This is a genomic window from Ruminococcus bromii (assembly GCF_002834225.1).
GTDB lineage: Bacteria > Bacillota > Clostridia > Oscillospirales > Acutalibacteraceae > Ruminococcoides > Ruminococcoides bromii.
On the sequence record NZ_NNSR01000023.1, the window covers coordinates 1 to 22457 of the forward strand.

Sequence of the window (22457 nt, forward strand, 5' to 3'; positions counted from 1 at the left end):
TGGTGGAGATAAGCGGGATCGAACCGCTGACCCCCTGCTTGCAAAGCAGGTGCTCTCCCAGCTGAGCTATACCCCCGTATATCTCGGGCAGGACCCTGAAAATTAAACAACGAGTTTTGAAAAGAAATCTTTCGTAATGCTGACCTTGGAATTTAAACCAGCTTGTTTCATCTGATTTGGTCTCCATAGAAAGGAGGTGATCCAGCCGCACCTTCCGATACGGCTACCTTGTTACGACTTCACCCCAGTCGCCAATCCTACCTTCGGCAGCGTCCTCACGAGGTTGGACTACTGACTTCGGGTATTACCGGCTCCCATGGTGTGACGGGCGGTGTGTACAAGGCCCGGGAACGTATTCACCGCGGCATTCTGATCCGCGATTACTAGCAATTCCATCTTCATGCAGGCGGGTTGCAGCCTGCAATCTGAACTGAGAATGTTTTTAGGGGTTTGCTCCACATCACTGTCTTGCTTCCCTCTGTTAACATCCATTGTAGTACGTGTGTAGCCCAGGTCATAAGGGGCATGATGATTTGACGTCGTCCCCACCTTCCTCCGTTTTGTCAACGGCAGTCCTATTAGAGTGCTCTTGCGTAGCAACTAATAGCAAGGGTTGCGCTCGTTGCGGGACTTAACCCAACATCTCACGACACGAGCTGACGACAACCATGCACCACCTGTCTCAACTTTCCCCGAAGGGCACCTAATGTATCTCTACTTCGTTAGTTGGATGTCAAGACCTGGTAAGGTTCTTCGCGTTGCTTCGAATTAAACCACATACTCCACTGCTTGTGCGGGCCCCCGTCAATTCCTTTGAGTTTCAACCTTGCGGCCGTACTCCCCAGGTGGATTACTTATTGTGTTAACTCCGGCACGGAAGGGGTCAGACCCCCCACACCTAGTAATCATCGTTTACAGCGTGGACTACCAGGGTATCTAATCCTGTTTGCTACCCACGCTTTCGTGCCTCAGCGTCAGTTAAAGCCCAGCAGGCCGCCTTCGCCACTGGTGTTCCTCCCCATCTCTACGCATTTCACCGCTACACGGGGAATTCCGCCTGCCTCTACTTCACTCAAGCTCTACAGTTTCAAATGCAGTTTATGGGTTGAGCCCATAGATTTCACATCTGACTTGCAAAGCCGCCTACGCACCCTTTACACCCAGTAAATCCGGACAACGCTTGCTCCCTACGTATTACCGCGGCTGCTGGCACGTAGTTAGCCGGAGCTTATTCATTAAGTACCGTCATTTTTCGTCCTTAATAAAAGAAGTTTACAATCCGAAAACCTTCATCCTTCACGCGGCGTTGCTGCGTCAGGGTTGCCCCCATTGCGCAATATCCCCCACTGCTGCCTCCCGTAGGAGTCTGGGCCGTGTCTCAGTCCCAATGTGGCCGTTCAACCTCTCAGTCCGGCTACCGATCGCGGTCTTGGTGAGCCGTTACCTCACCAACTAACTAATCGGACGCGAGTCCATCTTCAAGCGATAAAATCTTTGATATCAGAACCATGTGGTTCCGATATGTCATGCGGTATTAGCATTCTTTTCAGAATGTTATCCCCCTCTTGAAGGCAGGTTACTCACGCGTTACTCACCCGTCCGCCACTAAACTAAATCAAATTCATTCCGAAGAAATCTTTCAAAACAGTTCCGTTCGACTTGCATGTGTTAGGCACGCCGCCAGCGTTCGTCCTGAGCCAGGATCAAACTCTCTAAAATTTGTATCTCAACAGCCTTTCAGCTGTTCAAATCAATTTCAGAGCTTTAATCGCTCATTGACGAATATGTCACTGACTATATCCGTAATTCCTGATGCTTTTTAGTGTACATCTCACTGTAATTCTTTGAGCTTTCCTCAAAGTCATTACGGGTTTCTTTACTATATCTCGTTGTTCAATTTTCAAGGTCCTATGTTCACTTTGCACAAGAAAAACTTGATTCTCTCTTTTGTTTTAAGAGGATTTGTTGTTTTCCTTCGCGGAACATTCTCTATTATATACCTTTTTCAAGAAAAGTCAACCCCTTTTTCCAAAAAAAATCAATTTTTTTCAAAAAACTTTTTGCCTTGTGGATTTTCAAACAAAATTCTTCCTTTTACCACAATATGTTGTGCGAACTGAAAATATATGATACTACGCTTCAAAAAAATCTATTGTATTTTCTCTTTCAATAATATAAAATAAAAGTACAAATTAACATTTCGGAGGAAATTTTATGAATTACCAAAACACATACTATCCTTTTCATCAGAACATTCGGATACTTAAAGGATTTTTTGCAAAACCGCTTACATTGATATGCGGAATCGTGTCGGGCATTGCTGCCTTGTTCGAAACGGTTAAGTTCAACTCCGGCTCGGGCGGTACAAATATTTCTGTATCCGCAGGTGCCGGAAGCTCTCTTTCTATTCTCCTGTGTATTGCACTGATTTTTCTTTTTGTTAAATCCCGTTCAAACGATCCGATGCCGTTCGGCGGTATGGTAACGCTCATAAAGGTATATGCTGTTATCGGAATTGTTGCAGCAAGCATTGCTGTGCTTGCATTGACAGGGTTTACCGTTTCCATCGGACTTTTTGTGCAAAACGCTTTCAGATACTTTATACCGTTTTTAATAATTATTGCCCCTATTATTCTGGTAACGCTTCTTCACTCTGTTGCTCTGCTTATGTGGTCCGGCTCAATCAAAAAAGGCGCTACAACGGTTTATCTTTCCGACAGAGGTTCTGTTCTTCTTGGTGTAACTTCAATTCTTCTTGCAGTTATGAGTATTGCAACAACGGTTGCTATGGCTGTATTTATAAATTCGTACGGTCAAGAGATTTCAGAGCTTCTTCGCAGCCTTGCTGACGAGTACCCGAGCTTTCACTACAATAATGCGTTTGAAGGCAATGCAGTCATTAAGTCGATGTTCGTTTCCGCTGCCACAGTTATTACGATAATCAATTCGGTTCTGTCTGCTGTTTTTTACGGACTGTTCGCTGCTCTTGCAATTTCCTATCATATGTATATTAAGAAATACACAATGGGTATAAATCTCGGTGCAGCTCAGGCTTATGAGCCTACAGCAGAGCAAAGCAATATTCCTGTGCCGCCTGTTGCCCCTGTAACAAATGAAATGCCGACAAACAACAGTCAGCCTGTTCAGCAGCCGATTGATTTTCAACCGAAGAGCGTTGATTTCGGTTCAATGGAAACACATTCCGACAACATACCGAAAGCTGCTCAGTTTGAAAATCCGTACACACAGGCTGTTGCCGACGATGCAAGCGAAACTCCCGACGCGGTCATCTGTCCGAATTGCCATACAAAATGCGGTTCCGGTATGAAATTCTGCGGCAACTGCGGAACAAGGCTCAGATAAAATCGCTATACATATTATATAGAAAAATAAGTGGCTGTGAAGAACTGAAGTTTAAGACTTCGTTCTTCACAGCCATTCTGTCGTTTTGCCGTAAATTAAAATTGAAATCGGCAAATTACATAATCGAGTTGATAAGACCGCCTTTTTTGATAATGTTCTGAATGAACTCGGGGAACGGCTCAGCCTGATATGTTTTGCCTGTTGTTTCGTTGGTGATGACGCCTGTGTCAAAGTTTACGGAAACCGTGTCGCCCTCTTTGATATCCTTTGCAGCCTCATCACATTCAAGAATCGGAAGACCGATGTTGATTGAGTTACGATAGAAAATTCTTGCAAAGGTTGATGCGATTACACATGAAATTCCGCTTGCCTTGATTGCGATTGGCGCGTGTTCACGGGAAGAACCGCAACCAAAGTTCTTTTCGGCAACCATAATGTCGCCCTCTTTAACCTTATTTACGAAATCTGCGTCAATGTCCTCCATGCAGTGAGCCGCAAGCTCCTTGTGAGATGCGGTGTTAAGGTAGCGAGCAGGGATAATTACATCGGTATCCACATTGTCGCCGAACTTGTGTACAGTACCTTTTGCGTTCATTGTTTGTTACCTGCCTTTCTTATACCTTTTCGGGGTCAATGATGTAGCCTGCGACAGCACTTGCGGCGGCAACAGCCGGACTTGCAAGATAAACTTCGCTGTCAACATGACCCATTCTGCCGACAAAGTTACGGTTGGTTGTTGAAATTGCTCTTTCGCCTGCGGCAAGAATACCCATATGACCGCCAAGACACGGACCGCAGGTCGGTGTTGAAACAACTGCGCCTGCCTCAATGAAGATATCAAAAAGGCCTTCGTGCATAGCGTCAAGCCAAATCTGCTGTGTGCCGGGGAAGATGATGCAACGAACATTCTTTGCAATCTTCTTGCCCTTGAGAATGTTTGCGGCGGCACGCAGGTCTGAAATTCTGCCGTTTGTGCATGAACCGATTACGCACTGGTCAATCTTAACTTCTTTTTCGCCGATTTCATCAACTGTTCTTGTATTTTCAGGAAGATGCGGAAATGCAACTGTGGGACGGAGAGTTGAAAGGTCGATTGTGTACTCCTCGTCATAAACAGCGTCCTCGTCTGCCGTGTATTCGACAGGAGCACCCTGATATCTGCCGTTGCAGTATTCACGGGTGATGTCGTCAACAGGGAAAATACCGTTCTTTGCGCCTGCCTCAATTGCCATGTTTGCAATGCAAAGTCTGTCGTCAATGTTGAGGTATTTAAGACCTTCGCCTGTAAATTCCATTGACTTGTAAAGTGCGCCGTCAACACCGATTTTGCCGATGATGTGGAGAATAACATCCTTACCGCTTACAAAACCCTGTGGCTTGCCTACGATGTTGAATTTGATAGCTGACGGAACCTTGAACCAAGCCTTACCGCTGATCATGCCGGCAGCCATATCCGTTGAGCCGACGCCTGTTGAGAATGCGCCGAGTGCGCCGTATGTGCAGGTGTGTGAGTCAGCACCGATGCAGAGACAACCCGGTCCTACAAGTCCCTGTTCGGGGAGAAGTGCGTGTTCAATGCCCATCTGACCTACATCTCTGTAGTTTTTGATATCATATTTGTCTGCAAATGTGCGAACCTGTTTAACCTGTGTGGCTGCCTTAATATCTTTATTAGGTGTAAAGTGGTCCATAATCATTGCGATTTTTGTGTTGTCAAATACTGAGGTAGCACCGTTTTCCTCAAAAACATTGATGGCTACGGGAGATGTTACATCGTTACCGAGAACCATATCAAGCTTTGCCTCAATAAGCTGACCTGCCTTGACTTCGCTGAGTCCTGCGTGAGCCGCAAGAATCTTCTGTGACATAGTCATACCCATAATAAATCACTCCTTTTCTTTAAGTTAATTATTGCATACACCTTGCAAAAAGATTGTAAACTATGTTACAATTAAGGAAATTATTACCGATAGACGGGGGTAAGTTATGGAACAAAGGGTAAATGCTTACGGACACACAAACAGTGCTGTTCACGAAAATATGCAGTCGCTGATTGAGCAGTCGGGAAGCGTGAGAAAATACGCAAAAGATGAGATAATCTATCTTCAGGGCGACACGGCGCAAAGCTTTTGCTACATTAAAAAAGGCAGTGTAAAGGTGTATATGAACTCCGTTGACGGCAACGAAAAAACTCTCAACACGGCAAGACGCGGCGAGATTATCGGCGAGGGTGCTTTCTTTGACAAAAAGCCGAGGGTCAGCTCCGCAAAGGCGGTTACAGGCACAGAGGTTATAATGATTGACAAAAAGCGATTGACCGACATTATCGCACAGCACCCGACGCTTGCGTTTGAATTGCTTGAAATTCTTGCCAACAGAATAAGACTTTTGTCGTCACAGCTTGACTCGATGACCTTTATGCAGGCGGACGCACGCATTGCCGGACTGTTGCTTGAAAGCGAACATAACGGTTCTGTTGCAATTACACATGAAGAAATTGCCAACACGGTAGGTGTATCAAGGGTTACGGTCAGCAAAGCCTTGAGCAGATTTGCAAAGGCAGGGTGCATTTCTACCGAATATCGAAGAATACTTATAAAGAGCAGAGAACTGTTAAAAAAAATTGTGCAGGGAGATTGATTATTTATTTACAAAACGAATTAAATAGGTTAGAATGTTGATAGAATCTGTTGCGGATTTTACATATATATGTAAGGGGGAGTATTTATGAAAAAAATAATGCCGATTTTGGCAATGCTGATAATAGTTCCGTTTGTATTGTGTTCGTGCTTTGCAAAACAGGTAGAGAGTATGTCACTCAGTTACGAAGAGCTTGAGCTTCATGTGGGAGATACAAAACATATTTCTGTTACAATCAAGCCCGACGGGGCGGATGCCGGCACAATCAATTGGTCAACATCAGACAGCAAAATTGTAACCGTTGACGACGGAACGGTTACAGGCAAGGCAAAAGGAACGGCAGTTGTAACCGCAGAGAGTGAAAGCGGTCTTAAAAGGGTGTGTAATGTGACAATCCTTGACAAAGAGATTGAAGGCATTACCGTAAGCGAAAGTTCAACCTCCGTTAAAAAGGGCAGCAAAATTCAGCTTGAGGCAAAGGTGAAGCCTGTTGATGCGCCGTCGGACAACATTGTGTGGTCTTCGTCAGACCCTGAAACCGCAAGTGTTGACAACAACGGAATGGTACTCGGCGAAAATGAGGGCGTTGCAATAATCACTTGCGAAACGGAAAACGGAAAGAAGGCTACATGCACGGTTACCGTTAAAGATACAGAAAAGAAAACCACCGTGCCTTCAACGGAAGCTCCGACGCAGGCGGTAAAGCAGGAAAGCCGTGACCGTTATCCCACAGCCCGTTATTACAACTATGACAACGATTTTATTTTGCCTGATTCATCAATCAGAAAGCTGAACGCCAACGAGGTTATGGGACTTGGTTCAGAGCTTGCTCAGGATGCAATCAACGAAATCTATGCCCGTCACGGATATGTTTTTAAAACAAAATCAATTCAGAAATACTATGAGAGCCAAAGCTGGTATCATGAAAACTATTATTTCAGCGAAAGCGACCTTTCGGAGATTGAGACATATAATATAGGCTTGCTCCGCAAATACAACTGATAAGGGATAATATTATGAAGCTTGAAATGAATCTTAAAATTGAAAAGCCGAGATATTTTACCGTATCCGACATAACCTATGCACAGGTTGACGCATGGTTCGGACACACCACAAGAGACTTGAAACTCGACTTGATTTATCCAAAATTAAAAAACAAAAAATCCCCGTGTATTGTGTGGTTTTGCGGTGGCGGTTGGATAAGACTGGATAAATCTGCCCATTTTGCTTATCTTGCAAAGTTGGCACTCGAGGGCTTTGCAGTTGCAAGTGTTGAATATCGCACAAGCAATGAAGGGGCATATCCGATGCCGTTGGAGGATGTAAAAGCGGCTATTCGCTACATCAAGGCTCACGCAGACCGTTATAATATAGATGAAAACAAAATCGGTGTTGCAGGCGAATCCGCAGGAGGCTATCTTGCTGCCATGTGCGCTTTAGATAATGATAAGGCTCTTGATGTCGGAAATTATCTTGACTGTTCAAGCGAGGTACAGGCTTGCTGTGCCTTTTATCCGCCGACTGATGTTTCGGCATTTCCATATGAATCGCCGTTAACTTCGGCGGCAAGTATGGAGTCGCTCATGCTCGGAATGAATGTTGCACTCAATAAGGAAAAGGCAATGAAGTGTTGTCCCGTTTCGTATGTAACCCCGTCAGCACCGCCGTTTATGATTTTTCACGGAACAGACGATTCCACCGTTCCTTTTTCGCAAAGTGCCGAATTGCACGATTTGCTTGAGAAAAACGGTTGCGATGTCACATTGGTTGCAATTAACGGAGCGGAACACGCCGACATATTTTTTGCACAGGAAAAGCTGTGGGATATGGTGGCGAAATTTTTCAATGATAAACTTTATCAATAAGAAACGGCTGTATGCCGTATGCAAAAAGGCTCAGAACCTGTACAAAGTTCTGAGCCTTTAAAATTTTATCTGTTGAGAAGCTTCTTTTTATACTGCGCCGGTGTACGTCCGTATACCTTCTTGCACTGTGTAATGAACGACTTTACATTTGCAAAACCGTTTTCAAGTGCAGCGGCAGAAACGGTTGAATTTTTGTCAAGCATATCGTTGATTGCATTTTCAAGACGAAGGTTTGCAAGATATTCCGAAAAACTGACTCTGGTGATGCTTTTGAAATACTTTGAAAAATATGACGGTGAAAGATTGACTACCGATGAAATCTCGTTAAGCGGAATCTCTCGCTTGTAGTTTTCATTTATATATGCGATTGCTGTCTTAGCATACGAAAAATCCCTGCGCGGGATAATCGGATTGTTGCTTGCTCTCTTAAAGCAGGTGCAATGCTTCAAAAGCAGGTAATAAATCTTGTTGACATGGGCAATCTGAAGCAGAGTGCTGTACTCGTCATTTTTGTTTGTATCCGCAATTTCATCAAGAACATCTATAAGCTCCTGCTTTGTTTCGGGAGATATCGAAACATCGAATATAATGCTGTCAATCGACTTGCAAAACATTCGCATATATTCAAACGAAAGCTGAATACATACAAGACGCACTCTTGTTCCTGCCACAGGGCGAACAAGGTGAACATCTTCGCTGTTGAAGAGGATAAAATCCCCCTCGTTTACAATGGTTGTTTCACCGTTTCTCGGACATTCCGCCTGACCTTCGATAACATAAACAAGCTCAGGCTCTCTGTGCCAATGCAGCTCGGTTTTATGTGTTTCCGAAGAAAGGTTAAGATACATGACCTTGGCAGGTGTGTTTTGGTCATAATTTATTATTTCGTACTTATAATTCAATATGTTTCACTCCGAATTTCCTGTTGTCAAAAATGTGAAATTGTTGTATAATAACATAATTATAACGCGAAGATGTTCGAAAATCTATATAAATATGTTATGCAATTATGGACAAATGTTGTATTTGAGGTGGTTTTGTGAAAAAAAGCGACAATTATAAGGCACTGTCAAATATATGCGTTTCAAGCGGTAGGCGATTTTCAAAGGACAGCTTTGAAATTGAGCCTGCAATGCGCGAAACCTATGTGATAATCCTTGTGACGGCAGGCAAGGGAATTTTTATTATTGACGGTGTAAAATATCCTGTGAAAAGAGGAAATTCCGTAATGCTTTTTCCGTTTACAAGCGTAAAAATCGTTGCTTATCCGAACAATATTTTTGAGTACAAATGGGTTGAAATTACGGGATTTGAAATAGCCGTAATGATAAGCCGCACCAATTTTTCAAAAAACCGTCCCATTGCTCCCGAACTGCCTGTTGATAATTTTCTTCAATATTTTGATGTCAGCGATTCATCAAGCGAAACTGCCTATTCGATCTGCCGAACCAACGGCAAGGTGCTGATATTACTGTCGTACTATCTGCAGTATTATCCGAGCCGAAAATCAACCGAAACAAATTATGTTATGCAGGCAAGAGATTATATAGACAGAAAATTTCGTGAAACAGACTGCACCGTAAAAAGCGTTGCCGAAAAAATTCAGATTGACCGCACCTATCTTTACCGCCTTTTTAAGGAAGAAACAGGCACATCGGTAATCGGGTACATAAATCAATGCCGAATAAGAAGAGCCTGCACTATGCTCAGCAGCACTACGGCTCAGGTTAAAGATGTCGCTCTGTCAGTGGGATTTTCCGACCAGCTATACTTTTCAAAGGTGTTCAAAAAAATCAACGGCATTACCCCTACAGAATACCGTAAAAAGCATTTAAGCGATAATGTTGATTGAACAAGAAGCTTTTTGCCGATTGCGGCAAAATATATGTGTAATAATTTTTTGTGTATCATATATGGTATGCGTTATCTTTAAAGAAAGTGGGGGCGTTTATGTTCTCGCTTTCTTTGCGTTATGAGTATTAAAAATGCCTGTTTTGCCTGCTGTTTTTCTCTATGCAAATACAGTTACAAAACGGTTACAAAGTGGTAACGAAACGGTAAAAGTGAATTTCTTGCAAATTGCATATAAATTTGCAGGATAATTCCCGTGAAGAAACAAGGTTATATTGCAAATACAGAAAATAAAGGCGAAAATATCGTGAAGTTGCACAAAATTTCTCTTACTATACAGTTTGACATTCACAAAACACAGTTTTATAATGTGTGCCTGTAAAGAGCAGGTCGGCTCTTTAGTGAAGGTTTATGAATAAAATATGCAATTTTCATGCAAAATCAACCTAAGAAAATTGCAAGTCAGGAGAAATTTATTATGCAGAAAAAGAAAGAAAACTTTCGTCCCCTGCGTTCTGTAACGACTTTTGCACTTGCAGCTGCAATTATTACAGGCTCAATTTATTCGGTGGCTGCTGCCGCTGATTTTAGTGCAGACGCAAAGCAGGCTGTAACATCGGAAGGTGTGGAGCTTGCGAACGGCGACATTATTTATGCAGGACTTGATGAAACAGGTTTTACAAGCAGAATGCTCAAGGCTGTTGAAATCAAAATTGACTGCAACGGCAAACGCCGCAATGTAAGTCTTGCAAAAGGCACAGTTGCCGATGTGCTTGAGAGAACAGGAATCAAGCCTGCGCATGACGAAGTGGTTGAGCCTGCGCTTTCAACACCGATTGCAAAGAATCTTACTGTTAAGATTTACAAGGGCAAAAAGCTTTCGGTTACTGCCGATGGCAGAACGGACAGCGTATATGCTCCAAACGGCAATGTTTGTGCTGTTCTTGCCGAGCTCGGCTACACGCTTTCTGATGATGACATTCTTAATGTTGACAGAAACAGCAGCATTGAAGATGCCGACAAAATTGTTATCAAACGCGTGATTTACAAGAATGAAACCAAAACTCAATCGGTTGACTTTAAAACAGTCAAAAAAAATTCAAAGGATGTTGACCTTGGCAAAACAAAGGTTCAGACCGAGGGCAAAAAGGGTGAGGCTCTTGTAACGGAAAAATGCAAATATATTGACGGCAAAAAGGTGTCATCCGAAACGGTCGATAAAAAAATCACAAAAAAACCTGTTGACAGGGTTGTGCTTATGGGAACAAAAGGTTCTAATGTCAGCAATCCGGCAGGCACATTTACTGATAATAACGGCAACACGGTTGCTTACTCCTCTGTTGTAACAGGCTCAGGGACGGCATATACCGCTCCTGCGGGTTCACTTACAGCCACAGGTGTAACAGCATATCACGGCGGTGTTGCGGTAAACCCGAACATTATACCGTACGGTTCAAAGCTTTACATTGTTTCAACAGACGGCAGCTTTGTTTACGGCTACGCAACAGCCGTTGACACAGGCGGTGCGCTTATGGCAGGAACTGCAATTGTTGACTGCTTCTACAACACATATAATGAATGCGTCAACTTTGGCAGACGAAATGTCAATGTGTATATAGTAGGTTAATTTTTGACTTGTGCAGACATTTTCGTGAAAAAGGTTTGCAACGTACATTTATAAATACCTCAAAAGGTACATAACCGTCATTGCTTTCGGTTATGTGCCTTCCTGTTTTTGTTAGGCTGTTTCTTCACAGTCCCTATTGTTTTTGATTTATATATTGATTTATCGGAAAATATGCGGTATAATATACTGTACTTATGACAGAACGAAAGAATGAACCGAAAGGAAAAATATTATGAAGAGAATTCTTACAGCAATTTTATGTGCAGGTATTCTTGCGGTTACTGCAGCAGGCTGCAGCTATAATGACGCACTTTATAAAGACAGTAACAGTTCTTCGCAGAATGGCGAGGACAGCACTCAGCCAACGACATCATCGGTCAGCGACCAAAAGTACAGCGATAACCTTGACGGTCTTGTTGATTATTTTGTTGCAAAGCAGTACATTGACAATAAGGATAACAGCATTAAGATGGACGCGTCTGCTATCGGCGCTGCAGAGGGCAAAAAGTTTGCCGCTAAGTATTCGGGTACTAATATCATAATTGAACTTTACCGTTACGATACAAAAGCTACTAACGATACTGCTAATAAGATTCTCAACTCTGTTAAGGCTGACGGTACATTCAGTATCTACGGACTTCCGAGCGTTACAGCCTACCTTTCTGACAACGGGAACTATCTTATGATTTATACTGACGCTTCAATTGATAAGACAAATCCCGATAAAACAAAGGATAACTACAAGCACCGCGATCAGGTTATCAAGGATTTCAAGGCTTTTAAAAAGTAATGTTATATATGTAAATAATTTGTGACACAGTATAGTTAGGGCTGTCGCAGAATGGAAAAATTCTGTGACAGCCCTTTTTCGTTGCAAAACAATGAAAGCTGATTTTACAACCGTTTTGATTGACGGAGCGGAGATTATACGGTCAAAAAAGCAATTCATACGCTTCATTGCTTTTTGACCGGTATGAAATTCCGCAAAAAGCCTGCGCTTCTGCCCTTTAGACAGAACCAGCCTACGGTGTCAAAAACTATTGCACCCGCAAAATTCACGAGCAGGTCTTTCATTGTGTCAATCAAGCCGATGTCAAGATAACCGTTGACGCCGAGATTTTCACCGTTTACAACGGTTGAAGTTATATCTCTGATGTGCATTATCACATTCGGCTTGCCTGAAATCAAGCCCGAATGTATCACCGTAACCACGGTGTCCTTTTGCATATCTTTTCCGAAAAGCATATCCGCACCAAACTCAAAAAACTCCCACACAACACCGACTGTCATTGAAAAGCAGAACGAAAACAGGCATACAAACATAGGCGAAAGGCTCAATTTCACCCGCTCACTTCTGTTGAGAATATCAGTCAAGCCGAATCCGACGCCTGCACAGATAAACCCGTTCACGGCATGAAGAATCGAATCCCATATCGGGATTTTCTCGTAGAACGCACCGAGTTCGCCCATAACATTTGCCGCAAATACAAACAGTACAACGATTATTTCAAGCACACTCGGCAAAGCCACCGACAATTTTCTGTCAACAAACAACGGCAGAGTCAACAGACCGAGCGTCAGCGCACAGGTCATGACATTTTCCCATTTACCGTTTAATATGCCGGAGATAATCAATAACGCGAGTATGAGCCGTATCACTATATAAACACCTGCCTTGACCTTGTGCTGTCGCATTTCACGCACATTCAGCCACCGTGCAAGCCTTTGAAAAAAGCCTTTAAGTCGTTTTTTCATAATATCCCCCGATTTTTACACTTATTTTTCCCTTTTTAATAATATAAACCCCTGTAAAATTGTATTAGTTTTTTCTTCCTGATATTACCGCAATTCTGCGATGACTCATAAGCATTGATATTAAATTACTTTTTCTCTGACTTCTCTGACGATTCGGATTTTTCGGCATTTTTTTCAGCCTCAAGCTTTTTCTTGAGTTCCTCTTTGCCGACAGCAAGCATCAGCTTGATACGGTTCTCCTGATTTACTTTCGGCGCACCCGGATCATAGTCGATGGTAACGATATTGGCATTCGGTCTGATTTCTTTAATTTTTCTGATTGCGCCCTTGCCGTTGATATGATTTGGCAGACATCCGAAGGGCTGTGTGCATACGATATTCTCATAGCCTGTATCGGCAAGCTCAATCATCTCGGCTGTAAGAAGCCAGCCCTCGCCCATCTTACTGCCGTAGCCGATAACACCTTTTACAAGCTCCTTTGTGTGAGCGTATCTGTGTGGCGGAACAAAGCTGTACTTTTCAGCGGCATCAACCATAAGTCCCTCAAGCTTTGTGAGGTAATTAAGAAGCATCGAACAGAATTTGTATTTAACTCTGCTTCCTCCGAACATCTTATAATCCTCAATACGGTTATCAACCTTAAATGATGCAAAACCCATAAGACCGGGTACGCAAACCTCGCAATCCTGTTCTGCAAGAAAGTCCTCAAGGCCGTTGTTAGCCATTTTTGAATATTTTACATAAATCTCACCAACTATGCCGACTTTAACCTTCGGCACTTTGTTAAGCTCAATTTTTGTGAATGACTTTGTAATTTTATCAAGGGTTTCGTCAATTTCTTCAAGCGTGTAGCCCTTGCCCTGAATGAGCATATCGGAAATCTTATCCGTCCACTCATCTACAAGAGCCATACTCTCGCCCTTGTTCACCTCATAGGGCTTTGTCTGGTTTGAAAGCAACATTAACTGGTCGCCGTACACAAGACCGCCGACAAATCTGCGGATAAGCGGAAGTGTGAGTGAAAAGCCGCTGTTGTGTTCCATACCGAACGAAAGCGAAATTACGGGAACAAACTCAAAGCCTGCCTTTTTGAGAGCCTTTCTCAAAAGGAAAATGTAGTTAGAGGCACGACATCCGCCGCCCGTCTGAGTAATCATCAGGGCAACCTTGTGAACATCATACTTTCCGCTCTGCAAAGCATTGATGAACTGACCGATAACCAGCAAAGCCGGATAACAGGTGTCGTTGTGAACATATTTAAGACCTGTCTGTGCAATCTCCGGACCTGTTGTGTTGAGCAAATCAGACTTATAGCCATAGTAGTTGAACACCTTTTCAAGTATTTTAAAATGAATAGGCGCCATATTGGGCATAAGGATTGTATATTCCTTTTTCATCTGCTTTGTAAACAGCAAACGACCTGTTTTTTTGTCATACTTCAACTCTGCCATAACAGAATTTCCTTTCATCAATCGTTTTCAAGTGCAGCAAGCAAACTGCGGATTCGGATTTTAACTGCTCCGAGGTTCGTAATTTCATCTATCTTAATCTGAGTGTAAATCTTATTTTTGCTTTCAAGAATTTCTCTTACCTCATCGGTTGTAATCGCATCAACACCGCAGCCGAAGGATACAAGCTGAACAAGCTCCATGTCCTTTCTTGTTGTAACATATTTTGCCGCCGCATAAAGTCTCGCGTGGTATGTCCACTGGTTGAGAACATGAGTCCGGAAATGTTCAACTCTCGGGGAAATAACATCCTCGCTGACGATTGCAACATCAAAGCCTGAGATAAGTCTGTCGATTCCGTGGTTAATTTCGGGATCAATATGATATGGTCTGCCTGCAAGAACAAAAATCTTTTTGCCCTCTTTTTCAGCCTTGGCAATAATCTCATTGCCCTTGTCAATAACCTTTTTTCTGTAATTTTCCTGCTCCTGATATGCAAGCTTTGCCGCATTTCTGATTTCATTGAGAGTAATGTCGGGAAAATGGAAAGAAAGCCTTTCGTAAGCCTTTTTCGGAAAATCATTCGGGCGGTGAATACCAAAATATTCCTTGATAAAATGCACCTTGCGAATGTCCTTCATATTGTTCTTTATAACCTCGGGATAATAGGCTACAACAGGACAGTTGTAATGATTGTCACCGAGATGCTCGTCAAAGTTATAGGAAAGACACGGGTAGAAAATTGTTTCTGCACCCATATCAATAAGAGTCTGAATATGTCCATGAACAAGCTTTGCAGGGAAACAAACAGTATCGCTCGGAATTGTCTGCTGACCTCTCTGATAAAGCTTTCTTGTCGAATACGGTGAGTGGAATACCTCAAATTTAAGCTCTGTAAAGAATCTGTACCAGAACGGATAAAGCTCGTACATATTGAGCGCCATAGGAATCCCGAGCTTGCCTCTCAAGCCCTCAACAGGCTTGTAGGAATCAATAAGATTCAGCTTGTAGGCATACATATTCATATCGTTTGCAGGAGCTTTCTTTGTGATTGGTCTTTCACAACGGTTTCCTGCAATGAACTTTCTGCCCTTGCCGAATGAATTTATTGTAAGACGGCAGTTGTTGTTGCACATACCGCAGTTTGCAACCTTGATTTCGTGAACAAATTCATCAAGACCCTTTTTATCGGTAATCGTACTCCTGCCAATGCCTTTTGACTTTTTCTTTGCGTAAAGAGCCGCACCGTAAGCGCCCATAAGTCCTGCAATGTTAGGACGGACAACTTCAACGCCCATTTCCTGTTCAAATGCACGCAAAACGGCATCGTTCAGGAAAGTACCGCCCTGAACCACAACACGCCTGCCGAGTTCGTCGGGGCTTGACGCACGAATAACCTTGTAAAGGGCATTCTTTACAACGCTGAGTGAAAGACCTGCCGAGATATCCTCAATTGTAGCACCGTCCTTCTGAGCCTGCTTAACGCTTGAATTCATAAATACGGTACAGCGTGAACCGAGGTCAACGGGTCGCTTTGCAAAAAGTCCGAGCTTTGCAAAGTCGGCAATCTCATAGCCGAGAGCGTTTGCAAAGGTCTGCAAAAAGCTTCCGCAGCCCGATGAACAAGCCTCGTTAAGGAAAATGTTGTCAATTGCACCGTTATGTATCTTAAAGCACTTGATATCCTGACCGCCGATGTCAATGATAAATTCAACATCGGGCATAAAGTATTTTGCGGCGGTAAAGTGGGCAATTGTTTCAACCACACCGTAATCAACCGCAAATGCATTTTTTATAATATCCTCACCGTAACCTGTTACGGCAGAAGAAACAACATTTATTTCGGGATTGATTTCGTAAATCTCGTCAAGGAATCCCTTCATAATTTCAACAGGGCTTCCCTTTGAGGGGAGATATTTTGAATACAGCAGCTCGCCGTCATCGTTGAGAACAACACCCTTTACGGTTGTTGAGCCGGCGTCCATACCGATATAGGCTTTGCCCTTGTAGCCCTTGAGTTCTTTCTGCTTAACATCCGCCCTTGCGTGACGGTCACAGAATTTCCTGTACTCCTCTTCATTGTTAAAAAGCGGCTGATTGAAGGCAAAGTTGCCGCTGCCGCGGTAGTTCTTTACTTTTTCGATAACCTTGTCAAAATCTATAGCTTTTTCGGCGCACAAAGCCGCACCGCTTGCAACATAGTAAAGCGAATTTTCGGGGCAGATTCCCTTTGTTCCGAGTGTGCGGTCAAAGCAGTTTCGCAGTTCGCTCATAAATGTAAGAGGTCCGCCGAGATATACAATCTGACCTTCAATCTCTCTGCCCTGTGCAAGACCTGCAACGGTCTGGCTTACAACCGCATTGAAAATGCTCTCTGCAATGTCGCTCTTTCTTGCTCCCTGATTGAGAAGGGGCTGGATATCGGTCTTTGCAAACACACCGCACCTTGAAGCTATTGTATATGTTTTTTCGTGCTGCTTGGCAAGCTCGTCCATATCCTCAAGCTTAACATTGAGAAGCGTTGCCATCTGGTCAATAAACGCACCCGTGCCGCCGGCGCAGGTGCCGTTCATTCTTACCTCAAGTCCATTTGTTAGGAACAAAATTTTTGCGTCCTCACCGCCGAGTTCGATTACAACATCAGTACCGGGAATAAAAGTATTAGCGGCAACTCTTGTTGCGTAAACCTCCTGAATAAAGTCGATGCCGACAGACTCGGCAACACCCATTCCGGCAGAACCCGAAAGAGCAACTGCGGCATTTTCAACGCCGTCAATCTTAGTTCGTACAAGCGCAAGAATTTCGGCAATCTTTTCGGTAATACGGGAATAGTGCCTTTCGTATGTGCTGTATATCAATTTGTTTTCATCGTCAAGCACAACACATTTTATTGTTGTTGAGCCAATATCCAATCCTAATTTCAACTTGTGCCTCCGAAATCAATACATAGTAATCTCATTGTGCATATCTAATTAATTATAGTATTTTTTGCTAAGAAAATAATTCTAATTTGGAATATTTTCTTCTTTGATGAATTTTACCATTTTTGCAACAAAAATTCAATACACATAAGGGGCATAATGTATAATTATACTTTAAAAATGCAGAAAAACCTGCCGAAATTGGCAGGTTGTCAGCTTTAAAATTTTAATATTGTGTATTAAAAAAGTTCACCGTGGGGCGATTCGCTGTCGTCATCCTCTTCTGTATCGGCTGACTCCGCAAACCCTTCCTCACGCTTAGCTTCGAGCTCTGCTTTGAGGTCGCAAATCTTCGTAACATGCTCAGGCTCTGCTTTCTCCTGCAAAGCGTCAGCCTCTTCTTTTGCAGACTCCTCAGCCGGCTTTTCCTCTTTGAAGGGAGAAGATTTGTACTCGTTCTCATTTGAGCAGGCCACCGTAATATCAACAATATCGTCCTTTTTAACTTCGGGAACAACATCAGGATTGCCGTAGAAAATATCGTTTGAACTGTCAACAATCTGTCTGTAGCATTCTCTTGCCTTTGCGATTTTTGCCTTTGAAGAGTCAATAACCTTCAAAAGCTTTTCACACTCGGCATCATCAATGTCCGTGCCTTTCTTCCTGCTGTCATACATAACCTTTCCGAGAGCAATATAAGCTCTGTTCATAAGCTCGCTCTCGCTCTTCATAACAAGTCTTAATCTGTTGAGCTTTGCATTTGTTCTGTTCTTTTCAACTATTGTCTGAGCTACCGTTGAGATTGTGTCAACGGCTGTATTTACTGTTCCTTTTACACTGTCAAGTATTGTCATAGCAAACTCTCCTTTAAAATCGCCGCCTGTGCAAACGCAGCAACACATCCCGAAGCGGCGAATAATATTATACCTATTTACATTATTATGACAGATTTTTTTGATAAAATCAACATTTTTTTAAAATTTACTTGTTAAAATCACAGTCAATTGCTATAATTAGTTTCATAGAGTGTTAAAGAGGTGGTTTGGATGCCTGAAAAGAAAATTACCAAGGCAATCGTCTGCCCTATGTGCGGTGAAATGAGCAAGGCTGATGTTTATACCAGCATCAACCCGTCCGTAACAAAGGGTGTGCGCAGAAGGGCGCTTGACGGTGAGCTTTTTGCGTGGAAATGTCCGTCATGCGGATACTCTGCAAGGCTCACATATCCGATTCTTTACAATGATATGAAGAATCGTTTTATGGTATATTTCATTCCGAAAATTGATCATTTTCAGCTTTGTGACAATGAGCTTGAAGAAAAATACAGCAATCTTCGCAACATCAGCAAGCGTATTGTTCCGTCATTCAATTCGTTCAAGGAAAAAATTTTCATCTTTGAATCAGGACTTGACGATATGTCGGTTGAGCTTACAAAGCTTGCAATCAGCCAAACCGTTTCGAAAAAACTCGGCGGTGCAGAAATCCATGACGGCTACCTTTCAATGTACGACCGCGAACGCAACACAATGGGATTTACATATTTTACAGGTGAAAAGCATACACCGTATGTTCAGACAGCAAGGCTTGAAATCTATGTAAAATCGAAGAAAATTGTCGATTCGCTTGCATATAAGGATAAAAAGCTCAAAGGCTTCCTCAAAATTGACCGTGAATGGGCGGAGAATATTCTCTATCGCTACAAGCGCATGAAGCATATCGAAAAGCTTAACAAATTGAAAGAGTGAGTTTTCTTACCTTTACATATTCATATACTTATTGCATTATAATAGTATCGAATAAATTATTATAAAACCACTTGCAAGCAAATAACCTATGTGCTGCAATCAAGACAGCTAAAGAGAAACTATGTAAACAGGTTCACGCAAGTAAAACCCCCGAAGGCGGCGACCTTCGGGGGTTCTTTTTTGGGATTTCATTAGGAGATAACCGCGGCTCGCCGTCAATTTTCAATTCGACAAACTCATTCCGACTGTGCGGCTAAGCTTTCGGATGTTGCAAAAGATTCTTTTCTGTCGAACACTCCGCAGAGCCACATATATGAAACTGTTGAAAGGGCAATGCTTACCAAACCGAACCAAATGCTGTTCACACCCATAAAAGCACTCGGAACGCAGGCAAGGACAACACCTATATGATAGCTTGCAAGCGTAAGCCAATAAAATTTAGCCTTTTTCTGCATATCCTTGTCCTTGTCAATAATACCCGTGAATGTTGAAACCGTTGCAACACGGAGGTTGTTTGTCGAGAAAATCGGAGATGTAACATAACTTCCGGCTGTTCTGAAGGAGTTCCACAAAATAGGGGTTACAAACAGAATCGGCAGAATTGCAAGGTAGTTGTTTGAAATATTCGGGAAAATTCCGATAATCAGAAGTGCAGCCGCACTTGCAATAAGACTGACGGTTTTGGTTTCAAGCTTAATGAAACGGTCGGCAATTACAAAGAAAACATTGCCGAGAATATATGTAAGGAGAGCGATGACGATAAACACAACGCCCTCAAAATCACCCGTAAAAATCTTGCTGACAAGGTGAATCATATTTGCTGTCTGTGCGTTACCGAACACATCACAGTGATTGTAAATTGCATATCCGCCCATAAATCCGCCCAGAGAGCTGACCGCAAAATGCAGGATATGCTGTTTTTGTTCTCTTGTCATTTTAAAGACTTCCTTTTTCGCCATAAAACGTGTAATTGTTTAACATAATTATACACCTGCAATTCTGATTTTGCTATTATCCCCCAATGGAATTATACTCCGTTTTGCAATAAAAATTAAGTCACATTGCACAAAACAGCTGTCTTACTGTTGTACAATGTGACTTTTTTGCTTTTTATGAAGTTTTAAAGAATCAAACTGTCATCAAACTTTTTCAGGCATTTCATCTGCCATACATTCAACAAGAACAGCCTTCTGAGCGTGAAGACGGTTTTCTGCCTCCTCAAAAATTTCGTTTGCGTGTTCTTCAAATACATCTGCAGTAATCTCTTCGCCACGGTGAGCAGGTAGGCAGTGGAGAACCATACAATCCTTGTTTGTGACAGCCATAAGCTCTTTGTTGACCTGATAGCCTGCGAATGCTGCCTCACGGATTTTCTTTTCTTCTTCCTGTCCCATTGATGCCCATACATCTGTATAAACAATATCGGCATTCTTAGCGGCCTCAAGCGGATCTGTTACGATTTCAAACTTGCCGTTACCGTACTTTTCACCGAACTCGATAATGTGCTTAGGCGGCATATAATCCTTTGGACAGGCGGCAGAGAAGCTCATGCCTGTGCTGAGTGCGCCGACGATGAGCGAGTTCATCATGTTGTTGCCGTCACCGATAAAGCACATCTTGAGTCCTTCAAGCTTGCCCTTGAATTCACGAATTGTCATAAGGTCTGCGAGAACCTGACATGGATGACAATAGTCTGTAAGACCGTTGATAATCGGGATTGAACCGTACTCTGCAAGAGCCTCAACCTCTTTCTGCTCAAAGGTACGAATCATAATACCGTCAAGAAAACGGGAAAGAACACGGGCTGTATCCTCAACAGGCTCACCTCTGCCAATCTGAAGGTCATTTGATGAGAGGAAAAGCGGATAACCGCCGAGCTGTGTCATACCAACCTCAAATGAAACACGGGTACGGGTGCTTGACTTTTCAAAAATCATACCAAGAGATTTGCCCTTAAGAATTTTATGCTCAATGCCGTGTTTCTGCTCGTATTTAAGCTGATCGGCAAGGTTAAGTGTGTTGATAATTTCTTCTGTTGACCAATCCTCAAGTTTAAGTAAGTGTTTCATTAGTTGTTCTCCTTTATTGTTTTTTCGAGTATATTAATCGCCTCGTCAATTTCATTGTAATCAATAACAAGCGGTGGGAGCATACGGAGCAAATCTTTTGCCGTGATAATAAGCAAGCCGTTTTCAACGCATTTGATTGCAATGTCGTGTGCATCGCCCTTTTCAAGCTCAATACCAATCATAAGTCCCATTCTGCGAACGCTCTTTACGCCGTCAATTTTTGTGAGCTTGTCCTCAAAATACTGACCTTTTTTCTCAACCTCGGCAAGAAATTCGTCATTTGCAACTGTGTCAAGAACATAGTTTGCACCTGCACAAACAACAGGATTTGCGCCGAATGTTGTGCCGTGAGTTGACGGTGACATAACATCCTTGAGCTTTTCACCGCACATACAAACACCGATAGGAAGTCCGCCGCCAAGACCCTTTGCAACCGTCATAAGGTCGGGGAGGATACCGTAATTCTGATGAGCAAACAGTTTGCCTGTTCTGCCTACGCCTGTCTGAACCTCATCGACAATAACGAGAATATCGTTATCGTTGCAATACTTAACAAGTTCTTTTACATATTCGGGATCGAGGATATTTACACCACCCTCGCCCTGAATGAGTTCAAGCATTACTGCACAGGTTTTGTCCGAAACAACTGCTTTCAGAGCGTCCATATCGTCTGCGTCTGCATACTTAAAGCCCTCTGTAAACGGGAAGAAATAGTTATGAAAAACATCCTGACCTGTTGCGGCAAGAGTTGTAACAGTTCTGCCGTGAAAGGAATTGTTAAGCGTTACGATTTCATTTCTGCCCTCGCCGTACTTGTCAAAGCTGTACTTACGGGCAATTTTGATTGCGCATTCGTTAGCCTCTGCACCGCTGTTGCCAAAGCAGACCTTTGAAAGACCTGTAAGTGTGCAAAGCTTTTCGGCAAGGTCACTTGCCTGTGAACAGTAAAAATAGTTTGACATATGCTGAATTGTGCCTGCCTGCTTTGAAACAGCCTCAACCCAGCCGTCATTACAATAGCCAAGGCTGTTTACACCGATACCCGATGAAACATCAATGTACTTTTTGCCATTTTCGTCATATGCGGTAACGCCTTTTGCACTTTTGAGAGCAACATCGTAGCGACCGTATGTGTGCATAATATATTTTAAATCTTTCTCTTTTGTAGTCAAG

At 42.8% G+C, this 22457-nt stretch carries 18 protein-coding genes, 1 tRNA gene and 1 rRNA gene; 8 read left to right on the top strand and 12 right to left on the bottom strand.

The window, feature by feature from the left end:
* Both RBATCC27255_RS01115 and RBATCC27255_RS01120 read right to left on the bottom strand, forming a co-directional pair.
* Positions 1 to 76: transfer RNA gene (locus tag RBATCC27255_RS01115), tRNA-Ala, on the bottom strand.
* Positions 77 to 189: 113 nt separating this feature from the next.
* Positions 190 to 1719: ribosomal RNA gene (locus RBATCC27255_RS01120) — 16S ribosomal RNA — on the bottom strand.
* Between the two features lie 495 nt (positions 1720 to 2214).
* On the opposite strand from RBATCC27255_RS01120, the gene RBATCC27255_RS01125 reads away from it, so the two are divergent.
* Complete coding sequence (locus RBATCC27255_RS01125; RefSeq protein ID WP_101028357.1) at positions 2215 to 3363, top strand: zinc ribbon domain-containing protein; 1149 nt, start codon at positions 2215 to 2217, stop codon at positions 3361 to 3363.
* A 115-nt stretch (positions 3364 to 3478) separates the two neighbouring features.
* Here RBATCC27255_RS01125 and leuD read toward each other — a convergent pair whose 3' ends face one another.
* Positions 3479 to 3958, bottom strand: a complete 480-nt coding sequence (gene leuD / locus RBATCC27255_RS01130) for a 3-isopropylmalate dehydratase small subunit (protein WP_015522977.1) — start codon at positions 3956 to 3958, stop codon at positions 3479 to 3481.
* A gap of 19 nt (positions 3959 to 3977) precedes the next feature.
* Positions 3978 to 5243: a 3-isopropylmalate dehydratase large subunit gene (gene leuC, locus RBATCC27255_RS01135; protein ID WP_101028358.1), complete on the bottom strand. Its 1266-nt coding sequence runs from the start codon at positions 5241 to 5243 to the stop codon at positions 3978 to 3980.
* Positions 5244 to 5349: 106 nt separating this feature from the next.
* On the opposite strand from leuC, the gene RBATCC27255_RS01140 reads away from it, so the two are divergent.
* From RBATCC27255_RS01140 to RBATCC27255_RS01150, 3 genes are all read left to right on the top strand, one after another.
* Entirely contained in the window at positions 5350 to 6003 is a 654-nt protein-coding gene (locus RBATCC27255_RS01140; protein ID WP_101028359.1) for a Crp/Fnr family transcriptional regulator, read from the top strand.
* Between the two features lie 87 nt (positions 6004 to 6090).
* Positions 6091 to 7005 carry an Ig-like domain-containing protein gene (locus RBATCC27255_RS01145; RefSeq protein ID WP_101028360.1) on the top strand — a complete coding sequence of 305 codons (915 nt, stop codon included), beginning with the start codon at positions 6091 to 6093 and terminating at the stop codon, positions 7003 to 7005.
* Between the two features lie 14 nt (positions 7006 to 7019).
* Entirely contained in the window at positions 7020 to 7868 is an 849-nt protein-coding gene (locus RBATCC27255_RS01150; protein ID WP_101028361.1) for an alpha/beta hydrolase, read from the top strand.
* A gap of 65 nt (positions 7869 to 7933) precedes the next feature.
* Here RBATCC27255_RS01150 and RBATCC27255_RS01155 read toward each other — a convergent pair whose 3' ends face one another.
* Positions 7934 to 8770, bottom strand: a complete 837-nt coding sequence (locus RBATCC27255_RS01155; protein WP_101028362.1) for a helix-turn-helix domain-containing protein — start codon at positions 8768 to 8770, stop codon at positions 7934 to 7936.
* Between the two features lie 137 nt (positions 8771 to 8907).
* On the opposite strand from RBATCC27255_RS01155, the gene RBATCC27255_RS01160 reads away from it, so the two are divergent.
* From RBATCC27255_RS01160 to RBATCC27255_RS01170, 3 genes are all read left to right on the top strand, one after another.
* Positions 8908 to 9720: an AraC family transcriptional regulator gene (locus RBATCC27255_RS01160; RefSeq protein WP_101028363.1), complete on the top strand. Its 813-nt coding sequence runs from the start codon at positions 8908 to 8910 to the stop codon at positions 9718 to 9720.
* A 477-nt stretch (positions 9721 to 10197) separates the two neighbouring features.
* Positions 10198 to 11346 (top strand): 3D domain-containing protein, encoded by a 1149-nt coding sequence (locus RBATCC27255_RS01165; protein ID WP_169923196.1) that lies wholly within the window; start codon positions 10198 to 10200, stop codon positions 11344 to 11346.
* A gap of 232 nt (positions 11347 to 11578) precedes the next feature.
* Entirely contained in the window at positions 11579 to 12136 is a 558-nt protein-coding gene (locus tag RBATCC27255_RS01170) for a hypothetical protein (RefSeq protein ID WP_101028365.1), read from the top strand.
* 164 nt (positions 12137 to 12300) lie between these two features.
* Here the strand turns inward: RBATCC27255_RS01170 and RBATCC27255_RS01175 are convergent, their stop codons facing one another.
* The 4 genes from RBATCC27255_RS01175 to RBATCC27255_RS01190 all read right to left on the bottom strand — a co-directional run bounded on the left by RBATCC27255_RS01175 (position 12301) and on the right by RBATCC27255_RS01190 (position 18324).
* Positions 12301 to 13101, bottom strand: a complete 801-nt coding sequence (locus tag RBATCC27255_RS01175; RefSeq protein ID WP_101028366.1) for a DUF2238 domain-containing protein — start codon at positions 13099 to 13101, stop codon at positions 12301 to 12303.
* 125 nt (positions 13102 to 13226) lie between these two features.
* Entirely contained in the window at positions 13227 to 14552 is a 1326-nt protein-coding gene (locus RBATCC27255_RS01180; RefSeq protein WP_101028367.1) for a 2-hydroxyacyl-CoA dehydratase, read from the bottom strand.
* A 17-nt stretch (positions 14553 to 14569) separates the two neighbouring features.
* Positions 14570 to 17473 (bottom strand): acyl-CoA dehydratase activase, encoded by a 2904-nt coding sequence (locus tag RBATCC27255_RS01185; protein WP_101028368.1) that lies wholly within the window; start codon positions 17471 to 17473, stop codon positions 14570 to 14572.
* A 236-nt stretch (positions 17474 to 17709) separates the two neighbouring features.
* Complete coding sequence (locus RBATCC27255_RS01190) at positions 17710 to 18324, bottom strand: hypothetical protein (RefSeq protein ID WP_101028369.1); 615 nt, start codon at positions 18322 to 18324, stop codon at positions 17710 to 17712.
* A 192-nt stretch (positions 18325 to 18516) separates the two neighbouring features.
* On the opposite strand from RBATCC27255_RS01190, the gene RBATCC27255_RS01195 reads away from it, so the two are divergent.
* A complete protein-coding gene (locus tag RBATCC27255_RS01195) occupies positions 18517 to 19215 on the top strand; it encodes a CpXC domain-containing protein (protein ID WP_101028370.1) in 699 nt (232 codons plus the stop codon).
* 236 nt (positions 19216 to 19451) lie between these two features.
* Here the strand turns inward: RBATCC27255_RS01195 and RBATCC27255_RS01200 are convergent, their stop codons facing one another.
* The 3 genes from RBATCC27255_RS01200 to RBATCC27255_RS01210 all read right to left on the bottom strand — a co-directional run bounded on the left by RBATCC27255_RS01200 (position 19452) and on the right by RBATCC27255_RS01210 (position 22456).
* The gene (locus tag RBATCC27255_RS01200; protein ID WP_169923197.1) at positions 19452 to 20150 is read right to left on the bottom strand and encodes a YoaK family protein; all 699 of its coding nucleotides are present in this window, start codon (positions 20148 to 20150) and stop codon (positions 19452 to 19454) included.
* A 204-nt stretch (positions 20151 to 20354) separates the two neighbouring features.
* Positions 20355 to 21284 carry an ornithine carbamoyltransferase gene (argF, locus tag RBATCC27255_RS01205; protein ID WP_015523074.1) on the bottom strand — a complete coding sequence of 310 codons (930 nt, stop codon included), beginning with the start codon at positions 21282 to 21284 and terminating at the stop codon, positions 20355 to 20357.
* Positions 21284 to 22456, bottom strand: coding sequence for an aspartate aminotransferase family protein (locus RBATCC27255_RS01210; protein ID WP_242956371.1), 1173 nt, complete (start codon positions 22454 to 22456; stop codon positions 21284 to 21286). The genes argF and RBATCC27255_RS01210 overlap by 1 nt, the downstream gene beginning before the upstream one ends.
* Position 22457: the final 1 nt, after the last annotated feature.

What these genes read in the sequence shown, in the direction of transcription:
- RBATCC27255_RS01125 (WP_101028357.1), top strand. Translation starts at nt 2,215, where the DNA reads ATGAATTACCAAAACACATACTATCCTTTTCATCAGAACATTCGGATA.
- leuD (WP_015522977.1), bottom strand. Translation starts at nt 3,958, where the DNA reads ATGAACGCAAAAGGTACTGTACACAAGTTCGGCGACAATGTGGATACC.
- leuC (WP_101028358.1), bottom strand. Translation starts at nt 5,243, where the DNA reads ATGGGTATGACTATGTCACAGAAGATTCTTGCGGCTCACGCAGGACTC.
- RBATCC27255_RS01140 (WP_101028359.1), top strand. Translation starts at nt 5,350, where the DNA reads ATGGAACAAAGGGTAAATGCTTACGGACACACAAACAGTGCTGTTCAC.
- RBATCC27255_RS01145 (WP_101028360.1), top strand. Translation starts at nt 6,091, where the DNA reads ATGAAAAAAATAATGCCGATTTTGGCAATGCTGATAATAGTTCCGTTT.
- RBATCC27255_RS01150 (WP_101028361.1), top strand. Translation starts at nt 7,020, where the DNA reads ATGAAGCTTGAAATGAATCTTAAAATTGAAAAGCCGAGATATTTTACC.
- RBATCC27255_RS01165 (WP_169923196.1), top strand. Translation starts at nt 10,198, where the DNA reads ATGCAGAAAAAGAAAGAAAACTTTCGTCCCCTGCGTTCTGTAACGACT.
- RBATCC27255_RS01170 (WP_101028365.1), top strand. Translation starts at nt 11,579, where the DNA reads ATGAAGAGAATTCTTACAGCAATTTTATGTGCAGGTATTCTTGCGGTT.
- RBATCC27255_RS01175 (WP_101028366.1), bottom strand. Translation starts at nt 13,101, where the DNA reads ATGAAAAAACGACTTAAAGGCTTTTTTCAAAGGCTTGCACGGTGGCTG.
- RBATCC27255_RS01180 (WP_101028367.1), bottom strand. Translation starts at nt 14,552, where the DNA reads ATGGCAGAGTTGAAGTATGACAAAAAAACAGGTCGTTTGCTGTTTACA.
- RBATCC27255_RS01190 (WP_101028369.1), bottom strand. Translation starts at nt 18,324, where the DNA reads ATGACAATACTTGACAGTGTAAAAGGAACAGTAAATACAGCCGTTGAC.
- RBATCC27255_RS01195 (WP_101028370.1), top strand. Translation starts at nt 18,517, where the DNA reads ATGCCTGAAAAGAAAATTACCAAGGCAATCGTCTGCCCTATGTGCGGT.
- RBATCC27255_RS01200 (WP_169923197.1), bottom strand. Translation starts at nt 20,150, where the DNA reads ATGACAAGAGAACAAAAACAGCATATCCTGCATTTTGCGGTCAGCTCT.
- argF (WP_015523074.1), bottom strand. Translation starts at nt 21,284, where the DNA reads ATGAAACACTTACTTAAACTTGAGGATTGGTCAACAGAAGAAATTATC.